Annotated in this window: 13 protein-coding genes and 1 tRNA gene; 3 read left to right on the top strand and 11 right to left on the bottom strand. The window is 66.9% G+C overall.

The window, feature by feature from the left end:
• Nucleotides 1–12 precede the first annotated feature (12 nt).
• Nucleotides 13–480, bottom strand: a complete 468-nt coding sequence (locus tag WKR98_RS11940) for a MarR family winged helix-turn-helix transcriptional regulator (protein ID WP_124688296.1) — start codon at nucleotides 478–480, stop codon at nucleotides 13–15.
• A 107-nt stretch (nucleotides 481–587) separates the two neighbouring features.
• On the opposite strand from WKR98_RS11940, the gene WKR98_RS11935 reads away from it, so the two are divergent.
• A complete protein-coding gene (locus WKR98_RS11935) occupies nucleotides 588–1088 on the top strand; it encodes a GNAT family N-acetyltransferase (protein WP_445936081.1) in 501 nt (166 codons plus the stop codon).
• On the opposite strand, the gene WKR98_RS11930 is transcribed toward WKR98_RS11935, so the two are convergent.
• The 3 genes from WKR98_RS11930 to WKR98_RS11920 form a co-directional block, all read right to left on the bottom strand.
• Entirely contained in the window at nucleotides 1085–1546 is a 462-nt protein-coding gene (locus WKR98_RS11930; RefSeq protein WP_341433230.1) for a thermonuclease family protein, read from the bottom strand. The genes WKR98_RS11935 and WKR98_RS11930 overlap by 4 nt on opposite strands.
• Nucleotides 1547–1723: 177 nt before the next feature.
• The gene (locus WKR98_RS11925; protein ID WP_341433228.1) at nucleotides 1724–3580 is read right to left on the bottom strand and encodes a subtype B tannase; all 1857 of its coding nucleotides are present in this window, start codon (nucleotides 3578–3580) and stop codon (nucleotides 1724–1726) included.
• 639 nt (nucleotides 3581–4219) lie between these two features.
• Nucleotides 4220–4304: transfer RNA gene (locus tag WKR98_RS11920), tRNA-Leu, on the bottom strand.
• A 93-nt stretch (nucleotides 4305–4397) separates the two neighbouring features.
• Between WKR98_RS11920 and WKR98_RS11915 the strand changes: the two genes are divergently transcribed.
• The gene (locus tag WKR98_RS11915; RefSeq protein WP_130357494.1) at nucleotides 4398–4679 is read left to right on the top strand and encodes a peptidylprolyl isomerase; all 282 of its coding nucleotides are present in this window, start codon (nucleotides 4398–4400) and stop codon (nucleotides 4677–4679) included.
• 36 nt (nucleotides 4680–4715) lie between these two features.
• Here WKR98_RS11915 and WKR98_RS11910 read toward each other — a convergent pair whose 3' ends face one another.
• Genes WKR98_RS11910 through WKR98_RS11880 form a run of 7 tightly spaced genes read right to left on the bottom strand, consistent with a single transcriptional unit; the run spans nucleotide 4716 to nucleotide 11026 of the window.
• The gene (locus WKR98_RS11910; RefSeq protein WP_341433225.1) at nucleotides 4716–5564 is read right to left on the bottom strand and encodes a fumarylacetoacetate hydrolase family protein; all 849 of its coding nucleotides are present in this window, start codon (nucleotides 5562–5564) and stop codon (nucleotides 4716–4718) included.
• 23 nt (nucleotides 5565–5587) lie between these two features.
• Nucleotides 5588–6565: a Bug family tripartite tricarboxylate transporter substrate binding protein gene (locus WKR98_RS11905; protein ID WP_341433224.1), complete on the bottom strand. Its 978-nt coding sequence runs from the start codon at nucleotides 6563–6565 to the stop codon at nucleotides 5588–5590.
• Between the two features lie 37 nt (nucleotides 6566–6602).
• Nucleotides 6603–7115 carry an aromatic-ring-hydroxylating dioxygenase subunit beta gene (locus WKR98_RS11900; RefSeq protein ID WP_341433223.1) on the bottom strand — a complete coding sequence of 171 codons (513 nt, stop codon included), beginning with the start codon at nucleotides 7113–7115 and terminating at the stop codon, nucleotides 6603–6605.
• Nucleotides 7116–7133: 18 nt separating this feature from the next.
• Nucleotides 7134–8414: an aromatic ring-hydroxylating oxygenase subunit alpha gene (locus tag WKR98_RS11895; protein WP_341433221.1), complete on the bottom strand. Its 1281-nt coding sequence runs from the start codon at nucleotides 8412–8414 to the stop codon at nucleotides 7134–7136.
• A gap of 29 nt (nucleotides 8415–8443) precedes the next feature.
• On the bottom strand, nucleotides 8444–9796 hold the full coding sequence (locus WKR98_RS11890) for a metal-dependent hydrolase family protein (RefSeq protein WP_124688285.1): 1353 nt from the start codon (nucleotides 9794–9796) through the stop codon (nucleotides 8444–8446).
• Nucleotides 9789–10622, bottom strand: coding sequence for an alpha/beta fold hydrolase (locus WKR98_RS11885; RefSeq protein ID WP_341433219.1), 834 nt, complete (start codon nucleotides 10620–10622; stop codon nucleotides 9789–9791). Before WKR98_RS11885 ends, WKR98_RS11890 begins: the two co-directional genes overlap by 8 nt.
• Complete coding sequence (locus tag WKR98_RS11880) at nucleotides 10619–11026, bottom strand: RidA family protein (protein ID WP_130357488.1); 408 nt, start codon at nucleotides 11024–11026, stop codon at nucleotides 10619–10621. The genes WKR98_RS11885 and WKR98_RS11880 overlap by 4 nt, the downstream gene beginning before the upstream one ends.
• A gap of 168 nt (nucleotides 11027–11194) precedes the next feature.
• Between WKR98_RS11880 and WKR98_RS11875 the strand changes: the two genes are divergently transcribed.
• Complete coding sequence (locus WKR98_RS11875; protein WP_341433217.1) at nucleotides 11195–12142, top strand: LysR family transcriptional regulator; 948 nt, start codon at nucleotides 11195–11197, stop codon at nucleotides 12140–12142.
• Nucleotides 12143–12211: the final 69 nt, after the last annotated feature.

The raw sequence follows: 12211 nt of genomic DNA, 5'->3' as shown, positions 1-12211 counted from the left end.
GAAGTCTTTCGTCTAAAGCGTGTCGAACCGGCGCGCGATCTTTTCCAGGGCCTGGCGGGTGATGCGCAGCTCCTGCGCGGTCAGGTCGTCCAGCAGGCTGGCTTCGATCTCCAGGCTCTTGGCCACGATCCCCTCGGCCAGGGCGCGCCCCTGCCGCGTCAGGCGGATGGACTTCGCGCGGCGGTCCTCTTCCGCCGTTTCCCACTCGATCAGCCCCAGCTCGCGCAACTGCGACAGGATGCGGACCAGCGAGGACTTCTCCAGCGACAGCGTCTCCGCCAGGTCCTTCTGGCGCACCACCGGTTCGCTGGATTCGTACAGGGCCAGCAGCGGCGCGCGGGTGGCGTCCGTCAGCCCCATTTCCTTGAAATGCTGATCGACCGCCCTGCGCCACTTGCGGTAGACCGCGCCGACCAGCCGGCCGAAACGGGCCCGGACATGTTCGTCGAGCTGCGGCGGGGTCGCTGAATTAGGTTGCATGCGAACTATTTTCTCAGGAAATTAGTTCGCATGCAACCTAATTACGTGGACGCTACGCTCGTTGAATTGCCTTATATTCCATAGCTCGGATGACAGCCCCTCTGCCCATGTTGATACGCCCTGAACACCCGCGCGACATCGCGGCCATCCAACGCGTGATCACCCGCGCCTTCGCCACCGCGCCGCATACCAGCGGCACCGAGGCGAAAATCGTCGACGCCCTGCGCGAGGCCGGCGCGCTGGCCCTTTCACTCGTGGCGGAAACGGATGGCGAGGTGGTGGGCCACGTGGCCCTCTCTCCCGTGGCACTCTCCGGCGGTGCGCCCGGCTGGTATGGCCTCGGCCCGCTTGCCGTCGCCCCCGAACACCAGGGCAAGGGCGTGGGCGGGCATCTGGTCGCGCATGCCCTGGACGCGCTGCGCCAGCGCCATGCGGCGGGATGCGTGGTGCTGGGCGAACCGGAATACTACGGCCGGTTCGGGTTCCGGGCCGATCCGGACTTCGTGCTGCCGGGTGTGCCGCCGGAATATTTCCAGGTGGTCCGGTTCATGCCTGGGGCGGGTGGAGGAATGGTGGCGTATCACCAGGCGTTCGAGGTAGCGGCCTAGAGATCGCGGCCTCGCTTACGGAAATCCCACGGCGCAACAGGCGACGGCAAGGCCCACAAGCCGCGCCGTCCCGCCTTCGCCTCGCCCTGCAGATCCACCAACGCCCGCTCCGCGGTGAACTTGGGATAGACCCACGCATACCCGTGGCGCAGCATCGTTTCCTGCACGCTGCCGTGGCCGCAGTCGACATCCCCCAGCACGCGGCCGTAGCGATCCTTGCCATGGCGCGACAACCGGGCCGGCGCGCCCAACGGACACAACGCCCGCAGGAAATCGCGCGAGGCGATTCCACCCACCTGGCCGATCTCCGGCGCATCGATCCGCTCCAGTCGCACCGGCATGCTTTTCTTCTGCGAGGGACATTGCAGGCGCATCGTGTCGCCGTCGTGGATGGACGTGACCGTACAGACCTGGGCCAGGGCGGCGCCAGGCAGGACAAGCGCGAAGGCGAATGCCATTTGCCGGAAGGGAAATGCCGCGAGCAGCGATGGAGAATAAGCGGGAAAATTCGAAATAAAGTGGAGCGACATCGGACAGCGCAGCTTGCGATCGGGTCTCGAGGGCCTCAAGCTTACCAAGGAGAAGGCCTCGTGACCCGGCGGTGGGCGCGGACAGCCACCCCGCCGCCGTCCAGCTCAGTCAGCCGCGGCCAGTACCTGATCGACCCAGGCCATCGCCTCCTGCACGTCGTAGTTGCCGGCATGGCCCTGATCCCATTGAAGCGCGTAATCGACGTCCTTGACCTTGGGATCGGCCTTCAGCGCACGGCTGAGGTTGTAGGCAACGGTGAAGGACGTATCGCGATCCCGCGCGCCCACGCGGATGCGCCAGTGCGGCGTGATGCCGTCCGTCTTGCCGACGTACGGCAGCGCATTGATCATCTTGTACTGGTCCAGCAGGAATGCCCGCTGAGGGTTCGCGGCCCAGCTGTAGCCCGTGCTGGCCAGGCCCACGCCGTCCTGCCTGTCGGTGCCGTTGGCGCCATCGTTGTGGTTCCAGCCATACTCCGTGAAGTTGGAATAGACCTGGGCGGCGTTACCGAACAGGTTGGACTCGCCCCCGGCGCTGTTCACGGTACCCGCGCCATCGGTGGTCACCGCACCGGCCGCGGTCGCGCTCTGCCCACTCCGGTCGAAAGCCGGAACAGACTTGAGCCGAGCCTGCGTGGCGACGAATTTCATGTACTTCGTCATGTCGAAGAACGTCACCGTGCCAGCGGCGTCCGTGCCGATGAAGTCATTCAGATAGTGCAGCGTTCCGCTTCCCCCGCCCACCCCGTTGCCCGCGGCGTCCCCATAGGCGCCATAAGCGACGAACGGCTTGCCCGCCTTGACCTGCCGGGTCGCGGCCTTCTTGATCTCCGCCTGGATGGCGGCCAGCATGTTGTCCGTGGTCAGCGCCGAGCCGTCGTCATTCTTCAGCCCCAGGCCAGCCTGATAGGTCTTGAACGCGCTCATCAACTCGGCACTGCCGGCGGGATCCGGATTGGAAGCCCGGATCAACTGGGTCCCGCCCGCATCCACGATCTTCCCGGCCAGCTGGTCCGCCGACACCAGCGCGCGCGTATCCAGCACATTGAACATCCATTCATACGCCAGATCGGCGCTGCCCATGTCCTGGATCGGACAATAGGCCACGATGGCGAAGACGTCGTCGCCGATGGAGCTCTTGCCGTCCTTGTCGATGCCGGCGGCGCCGATGGCCTGCAGGTAGGGGAAATAGTCCGCGCTGTTGCCCGTGGCCCCCAGCTGCGTGCTTTGCGCGCCGCCCCCGCTCGTGCCGTTCACCACGATGCGGCCGGCATCGCCCGGCATGGCGCCGTCGTTCAGGCGCAGATAGCGCACCGCCGCCTTCGCGTCGACGATGGCCGCCGGCGACTTGCCCTGATAGACACCGTCCTCGTAGACCCCCGCGGGCGCGACGGCGCCACGGCTGCGCGAGGCGACGTTGACGTACACGAAACCACGCTTGAGCGCCGCGCCGATCTTGTCCGTGTCGCTGGTGCTGACGTAGGCGCCGCCGTTGACGATGTCCGCGCCCGAATAATTGGTACGCGTGACCGGCGTCGCGGGATCCCAACCGCCCTTGCCCCCCTGGTAGCTGGCAAGCCAGCCGGAGTTGTTGACGTTGAAGAAGATGGGATTGTCCTGCCTGGCAGCGTCGGCCTCGCGCACGAAGATGTTCATGTTCTGATAGCCACAGTCCTGATTGTCCACTGCGCCGGCCGCCTGCGTGGGCGCCAGCTTCATCGGCTTGCCGACGTAGCAGACTTCCCGGTACCAGCGCACCGGCGTGCTCACGCCGTCGAGCGTGACGGTGATGGTCGTGTAGCCGGCCTTGTCGAAAGCCAGCGAGCTGTCGAATACGCCCGGGCCGGCGGCGGCCGGCGGGGTAGGAGTGGTGGTGTCGGTACCGGTGCTCGAACCATCCGAACCACCGCAGGCAGCAAGTGCCAGCAGCACGCAGGTGCTGATCAGGGTGCGCGGGAACATGTATGGCGTCTCCATCCGTTTATGTTTTTCACTACGCGGGCCGTGGGTGGGCGCGTAGTGCGGACGATTATGTGAGACGGTGGCTGGCGCAGGGAGATGTCGAAATGCGCGACGCGATAGCCGATCGTTATTGCGCTTTGTCTTGAAAGGCAGTCCGGCCGACGTACTACCCTATCGCGCATGGGGTCCGGATTCAAACCGCCCGGCATATCGGCGACGGCCCGAATATCGATCAGATCTCGTTAGGTCGTGCTTCCCTCCGTCTTGCTTGCGCTGGCGCTGAGATTTGTTACCAACATAAAATCTCGACGACACCCGAGCGCAATAAACTCCACTTCCCGCACCCATAGGAAATTCCATGAAGCTAGTAGTCGCTCTCGTTTTTCTCGCCTCGACACTGACTGCCTGTGCCGTGTACACGCCTGATGGAGCAGTGATCGTTGATCCAGGGATGAGCCGTGGAGGCGGGGGTGGAGGTGGCTTCTGCCCGCCGGGCCAAGCGAAAAAGGGGAATTGCTGACTGCCCCCCGGGGCGCTACAGCTGCACGGAGGCATGATCGCTGTGCGCCATGTGTCGCCGCGCTTGCGATAGGACGGCATTGGCGGTTGGCGCAAGTAGTGCGGTGGCCGATGTATCGATGGTGCCCGAGGCCGGAATCGAACCGGCACGCCTTGCGGCGGGGGATTTTGAGTCCCCTGCGTCTACCAATTTCACCACTCGGGCAGGTTCTTCCGGCGCGAAGGGCCGAAAGGAAGGGAGCCGCAAATTATACCCGTAATTTGCGGTACTCTGCTTCCTCTTACCAAGGAGCAAATCATGGCCCATGCAAGCGCCCGCCACATCCTGGTCTCCACCGAGGCCCAGTGCAACGAACTGAAAGCCGCCATCGAAGGCGGCGCCGATTTCGCGCAGGTCGCGCGCGAGCACTCCAGTTGCCCCTCGCGCGCCCAGGGCGGCGATCTGGGCACCTTCGGCCCCGGCCAGATGGTGCCGGAATTCGACAAGGTGGTGTTCAGCGCCCCCGTCAACGTCGTCCAGGGCCCCGTCAAGACCCAGTTCGGCTATCACCTGGTGGAAGTGACCAGCCGCCAGGACTGATCCGCCCCGCCCGCGGCCGCGCTGGGGGTTCGCCCCTCAGCCCGCCGCAACGACCCGTTGTGTCTGGGTTCCCAGCACGCCGCCGCCCAGCGTGACCACGTCACCCGCTTCCAGGTAGCGCGGCGGGCGGGCCCCCATCCCCACTCCGGCCGGGGTGCCGGTGATGATGACGTCTCCAGGTTCGAGCGTCATCACGCGGCTGCACTCGCTGACCAGGCGGGCGCAGGAAAAGATCATGTCGCCGGTATGCCCTGTCTGCCGGCGCTCGCCATTGAGTTCCAGCCACAGCTCCAGGTTCTGCGGGTCGGGCACTTCGTCCGCCGTGACCAGGTAGGGCCCCAGCGGGCCGAAGCTGTCGAAGCCCTTGCCCTTGCCCCACTGGCCGCCGCCGCGGTCGATCTGGTATTCGCGTTCGGACACGTCGTTGGCCAGGCAGTAGCCGGCCACGTGGCGCAGGGCATCGGCCTCGTCGACGGCCCGCGCGCGGCTGCCGATGACGATGCCCAGTTCCACTTCCCAGTCGACCCGGGCGCAGCCGGGCGGAATGACGATGTCGTCGTCCGGGCCTGATATGCAGCTGGTCCATTTGCAGAACAGCGTGGGTTCGGCCGGGATGGCCATGCCGGCCTCGGCCGCATGGCGCCCGTAGTTCAGGCCGACCGCGACGAACTTGCCGATGCCGCGCCAGGGCGTGCCCAGGCGCGGCGCGCCGTCCACCACGGGCAGGCGCCGAGAGTCGAGCGCGGCCAGCGCTTGCAGCGTGTCCGGCGACAGGGTGTCGGGACCGATGTCGGCCAGGAGGCCGGACAGGTCGCGGATCGCGCCGGCGGCATCGAGCAGGCCTGGCCGCTCCAGGCCCGGCGGGCCGTATCTGAGTAGCTTCAAGGAAACGCTCCGTATGGACGGGTTCAGTTGGGCGTGATGTCGGCCAGCTTGACCGCTTTGCCGAACTTGTCCAGGTTGTTGCGGATGTTGGCGGCATAGCCGTCGGGGCTGCTGGCGATGGCCGTGGCGCCCATGGCCTTCAGGCGGACGACGGTATCGGGCTGTTTGAGCGCCCGCGCCACCGCGGCCGAAAGCCGCTGTACCACGGTCTGCGGCGTGCCGGCCGGCACCACGATGCCCATCTCGGAGCTGAAGTCGTAGCCGGGCACGGTCTCGGACACGGCCGGGATGTCGGGCGTCATGGCCGGGCGTTCGAGGGTGGTGACGGCGATGAATCGCGCCTTGCCGGTCCTGACGTATTGCTCCAGCGCCGGATAGGCGGCGATCACCAGGGAGGTCTCGCCGCCCATGAAGGCGGGCACCGACTGACCCGACCCCTTGTACGGCACGTGCACGACGTTGATGCCGAGGCCGTGCAGCATCGACTCCATGGCGATGTGGTGGATGCTGCCTATGCCCGACGAGCCGTAGGTCAACGCCCCCGGCCTGGCCTTGGCCAGGGCGACGAGCTCGGCCAGGTTGTGCACGTTCAGCGACGACTGCACGGCGATATAGAGCGGAATGGTCGCGGCCAGGGTCACGGGCGTGAAGTCCTTGTCGGCGGCATAGGGCAGCTTCGCGAACAGGTAGGGATTGATCGCGAGCTGCTGGATGTCGGAAAAGAACAGCACCTGGCCGTCCGGGGCGGCCCGGACCACGCTTTCGGCCGCGCCGATGCCGCCCGCGCCGGGCCGGTTCTCGATCACGAACTGTTGCTTGAAGAATTCCGACAGGCCGGGCGCCAGCGAACGCGCCAGCACGTCGGGCGCGCCGCCCGGCGCATACGGCACGATCATCCGCACGGGGCGGGTCGGGTAGTCCTCGGCCTGGACCGCGGGAGCCGCGGACGTCAGGACCGACATACAGGCCAGCAGGCGGCCGATGCGCAGCATGGATTTCATCGTGGACCTCCAGGGGGAAGAGCGCCGGTGTGCGCCCTCAGAACGGCTGGGTCAGTTGCGGAAAGCTCTGGTCGCAGTTGGTAAGCCGCACGCACTTCTGGACGATCTTCATATGCGTGCCGTCCAGGCGCAGCGTATGCAGGTAGCGTCCGCCGTACACGCGGCGGTCGGCGCCGGGCCGGTCCTCCAGCATGATGAATTTGCTGCGGACACGGAAAAGGTCGTCGTCGGCGGCCTCCATGCCGAAGTTCGACAGCACGCGCACCGTCGTGGACGGCGGGTCCTGGCAATGGATCATCGGGTGCTTGAGCCGCGCGACGCGCGTCTTCATGGTGTGTTTCTCGTCATAGTAGAGCGACACGTGGCTGATCCAGTCGGCCTGGTCCTGCGAGGCCGGCACCCAATACACGGCATCGTCGCTGTACAGGTCCAGCCAGTCGTCGAAGCGGCGGTTGTCGAGCAGGTCGGCCTCGTGTTCGACGAAGTCGCGCAGGGTGTCCAGGGACGGTGCGGCATGGCCGGCAGGGGTGAGTCTTGCAAGCGTGTTCATGGTTGCTCTCTGGTGGAATCAGGCGCTCATCAGATCGCGCCAGGCATAGTGCTTGGCGCGCTGGCCGACCTCGCTCGAACGCGCGCCGAACAGCACCCCGTCGCCTTGGTCGACTTCGGTGCCCATGCCGCGCGCGACCAGCACCCAGTCGCTGCCCTGCGCCTTCAGCCCTTCCTGGCAGCGCTCGAAGGCCTCGAGGTCGTCGGTCTGGATGAACGACGACGCGGAATGGGTCATGTTGACGTACTTGACCAGGTCGTCCGAGATCACGGCCGGCGCGCCCGCCAGCCTGACCGGCCAGATCTCGACTTCGGTCAGGTCCACCGCGATCGGCTTGACCACGCGCACCGAGGTCTGGGCGATCAGGATGTCCAGCGTCGGGAACAGCGTCAGGCTGTGCCGGCGATTCTTCAGGATGTCGGCGGTGCGCTCCTGGCCGTAGCGCGCGACCATCAGGGCGCGGTAGTCGTCCCAGACGCCGCCGGCCTGTTCCTTGTCGAACAGCGATTGTTCCGAGCTGTGGCCGTGCGGGAAGCCGCTCACGCCCAGTTGCGACACCACCGCTTCGCCATTGGGCGCGAAGAACAGGGCCGCACCGCCCTGCGCGCCGGCGCGCCGCTGGAACTGGCGGCCGTCCGGACCGACGGTCGAGCCGTGGGCCGCCGCGGGATGGTAGGTGTCGGCCATGTTGTCCATCTGCAGTTTCCAGTTGCCGCGGAAGTGGTAGCGATGGCAGCCGGCCGCGAACTCGACCCGCCCTTCGGGCGCACGGTCGACCAGTTCGTCGATGCCCTTGCGCGCCTCGCCCAGGAAATCGAGCAGCGGCATCACGGCGGGATCGAGCGAGGCGAACACGAAGCCGCGATAGCTGTCGATGCGCGGCAGCGGCTCCATGCCCGCGCGCGGCTCGCGCAGCGCATCCTCGGGAAAGTCGGCGCGCATCGGCACGCCCGCCAGCTCGCCGTTGGGACGGAACGCCCAGCCGTGGTACATGCAGGAAAACACGCGCGCGTTGCCGCGCGTGCGGGACAGCACCTTGGCGCCGCGATGGCCGCAGCGGTTGTACAGCACGTGCACCGAACCGCTCTCGTGCCTGCTCAGCACCACCGGCTGGCCGGCCAGCGTCGTGCAGTAGTAATCGCCCGGATTGGGCACCAGGCTGTCGTGGCCCACATAGACCCACACTTTGCCGAACACCTTGGCCATCTCGGCCTCGAACACGGCCGGATCGGTGTAGTAGGCCCGGTGCACGCGATCCGCCTGGACCAGGCCGGCGAGTTGCTCTTTGCTGTACGTCATCGAGTTTCCTGCTGAAGAATGAAGAAGGGTCAGCGCCGCAGGACGCCGTGGCCGGCATCCTGGTCGTAGTGGAAAATGCCGTTGAGAAACATCTTGTGCCGTTCGTAGTGCATGGGCCTGCGCGGCGCGGGCGGCGTGCGGTCCACCGGGCGGCCGGCCTTCAGGATGAGGTCGAAGCGCGACGGCTTCTGCAGCAGCCCGATGTCGGCCAGCGGATCGCCGTCGACCACGATCAGATCGGCATAGCGTCCGGCCTCGAGCTTGCCGACCCGGTCGCCGAAACGGCGGAACAGCCGCGTGGCGCCCAGCGTGCCCGCATGCAGCGCCTGCCCGGGCGACAGGCCCAGGTCGTCCACGAATATCTGCATCTCGCGGGCGTGCCATTGGCCGTAGGGCACCGGCGACCAGCCGCTTTCCGACCCGGGCACCAGCGGAACGCCGGCACGGCTGGCGCGTGCCAGATTGGTCAGCGCCGCGTCGACCTCGCGCTGGAATCCGGCGTTGGCCGGGTTGGCCGACCCACCCGTGGCCTCGATCGCGTTGACCAGCAAGGGCAGCGTCGGCACGATCACGCAACCATTGCGCAGGCACAGGTCTATGCCTTCGTCGTCGATGAAGGACGCATGGAAGATCACGTCGAAACCGGCGCGCGCGGCATCGGCCACGGCATCGCGGGACCGGGCGTGCACCGTGCACATGCGGCCCAGCCGGTGGGCCTCGTCGGCCACGATCCGGTATTCCTCATAGGTGAAGGCCGAGCCGTCCAGCGAATCGGGGGTGATGAAGGAGTCGTTCGATCCCGACACCTTGATGGCATCGACGCCGTCCTTGACCTGGTAGCGGATCTGTTCGACCAGTTCGTCGCGGCTGCGGATCAGCACCCCCGCCTGCCCCGGCGGAAACTCCATCCAGTTGGGGAAGGAATCCTCCAGCCCCTGGTGGGAAGTCAGTTGCCGGCCCGACACCGCAAGGCGCGGCCCCTCGAACATGCCGCTATCGATCGCGTCGCGCACCGACTGCGCGATGTTGAATGTGGTGGCGGCATCGAAGGCGCTCGTCACGCCTGCCTGCAGCACCTTCTTCGCATTCCACACCGCCTTCAGGGTCCGGAACTCCACCGGTGTGTACAGCGCCAGTTCCTCTTCCGAGCGCGCCTCGCCGAACGAGATGTGGATATGCCCGTCGATCAGGCCGGGCAGGATGCTGCGGCCGGGCAGGTCGACCACCTGGGCGCCGGCCTGCGCGTAGCGCGGCGGCAATGCCGCCGCCTCGCCCACCCACGCGATCGCCTCGCCCTGCGTCACGACCGCGCCATGCGCGATCGGGGCATCCAGCGTGCCATCGATCACCTTGCCCTTCAGGATGTAGGCGGGTTCACCCATGCTCCACCTCGGCGAAGAACGGCACGGCCAGCGCCAGGAACTTCTCCGGCCACTCGAAGGCGACCGAGTGGCCGCAGCGGCTCAGCAGGTGCACGTCGGCCCGGGCGATGGATCGCGACATCCGCAATGTCAGGGCATCGGCGGGGAAACCGCGGTCGTCACGGCCATGCAGCATCAGCACCTCGCACCCGATGGCGGCCAGCTCGTCCGCCGTCAGCGCGACGTCATCGATGAAGCGCTGCTTGTCGCCCGCGAACATCTGTTCGAAACGCCGGCCGTGGTCGCCCTCGCGCAGGATGCGCTCGCGGCCGTCCAGATAGGCCTCGTCGATCAGCGCCGGATCATGGACCAGCAGGCGCGAGGCCCGCTTCAGCGCCTCGCGGCCCCGGGGAAAGCTCCAGGCGGTTTCCGTGGCGGGATTGGCGGCGAACGACGCGCCCATGGTCGCCGTCGTCATCACGCGCGCCACGCGCGGCTCGCAGGCCGCCAGCCGCAGGGCCAGGGTGCCGGACAGGGAATGTCCGATCACGCCTATCCGCCCTCCCGGCATGCGCGCGATCATTTCGCGGCACTGGCGCAGCCACAGGGCATAGTCGAAATGCGGCCCGGCGGGCTTGGCGCCCGACCGGCCGAAGCCGATCAGGTCCATCGCGTGCACGTGGTGCCGTTCGGCCAGCCGCGGCAGTACGCGCTGCCAGTTCCCGTGGCTGGACGCGCCGGCCCCCGAGCCGTGCAGCAACAGCAGCGGCAGGCCCGCGCCGCCTTCGGCGTAGCGGACGGGGATGCCGTCCAGCTCGAACCCGCCCTCGCGCAGACACGAACTCATAGCGCCGCGACCGCCTGCACTTCGATCAGCAGGTCCTCGCGCACCAGGCGATCGATCATCAGCAAGGTGTTGGTCGGATAGGCGCGGGTGCCGAACATGCCCGGAAAGGCACGCTCGCGGTAGGCGCCCAGCCGGGGGATGTCCTGCGAATGCACCAGATAGGTCGTGAACTGCAGCACGTTCTGCCAGGTGGCGCCCACTTCCTTCAACGCGATGTCGATGTTGCGGAAAACCTGGACGCACTGGGCATCGAAGTCGCCCGCGCCGACGGTGTTCCCATGCTGGTCTGTCGCCACCTGCCCCGCGATGAAGACGAATTCCGAGGCCTTGACGCGGGCCACCTGGGAATACTGGGCAAGCGGGGTACCAAGGCCAGCGGGGTTGAGGATCTGGATGTCGGGCATGGCGTGTCCTGGGTGGTTTTCAGATTAGACGCATTAAATTGATGCATCCCTGGGATCTTCTTGATGCGAGATAAATCGCTCTGATTTCCGGACTACTATAGGTATGCCCTCTTGGCCTGTCACACGAATTCTCTTTCCACATTAAGTTAGAAAAACTAATCTGAAAGCATGAGCCACCCGCTGCCCCCGCTGACCGCGCTCCGGGCCTTCGAATCGGCCGCCCGCCACCGCAGCCTGAAGAAGGCCGCCGAGGAACTGAACGTCACGCCGGCCGCCGTCAGCCACCAGATCCAGATCCTGGAGGACATGCTGGGCGTGCGCCTTTTCCGCCGCGTCCACCGCGGCATCGAGCTGACCGCCAGCGCCGAGATCTTCTTTCCCAAGCTGGAAGAAGGCTTCGACTGCCTGCGCCAGGCAGTCGGACGGCTGCGCGACCATCGCGGCGCCGACGTGCTCGAGGTCGGCGCGCCCCCCTCCTTCATTTCCAACTGGCTGATGCCGCGCCTGCACCGCTTCGTGACCGCGTGCCCCGACATCGACGTGCGCGTCTCCACCCGGGTGCGGCAGTTCTCGCGCCTGCCGCGCGGGCCGCGCGGAGACGTCGCCAGCGTGATGGGCTGGGTGGACGAGGTCGACGTCCTGGTCGTGTTCGGCAACGGCGGCTACCCGGGCATGCGGGTCGACCAGTTGATGCCGCTGACCATCACCCCGCTGTGCAGCCCCGCCCTGCTCGAAGGCGACAACCCCCTGCGCGAGCCCGACGACCTGCGCCGCCACGTGCTGCTCCACGACGATCGCGGCGTGCTGTACGAAGGGCCGTCGTTCTGGGACATGTGGCTGGAAAAGGCGGGCGTGACGGGCATAGACACCTCGCGCGGCCCTCACTTCTGGCACTCGATTCCCGCCATGGAAGCTGCCGTCGCCTGCAAGGGCGTGGTCGCGACGACCAAGGAACTCGCCCGCCTGGACCTGGCGACCGGCCGGCTTGTGGCGCCCTTCCCGCTGGAGGTCCGGCTGGCGTCCAGCTACCACATCGTCATCAACGAACCGGCCTCCAAGCGCGAGGTCGTCCGGCTGTTCCGGGACTGGCTCGAGCAGGAAGCGCGGACGGCCTGAACCGGCGGCGGGCGGCCGGGCAGCCGTCCGGGTAGGCGCCCATTCCAGGCTATGATGGTGGGTTGCCGT

Origin of the sequence: Pigmentiphaga sp. YJ18 (assembly GCF_038066655.1) — a bacterium.
GTDB lineage: Bacteria > Pseudomonadota > Gammaproteobacteria > Burkholderiales > Burkholderiaceae_B > Pigmentiphaga.
Note: the sequence above shows the minus strand (reverse complement) of the source record. Positions and strands in the feature narration are given on the sequence as shown.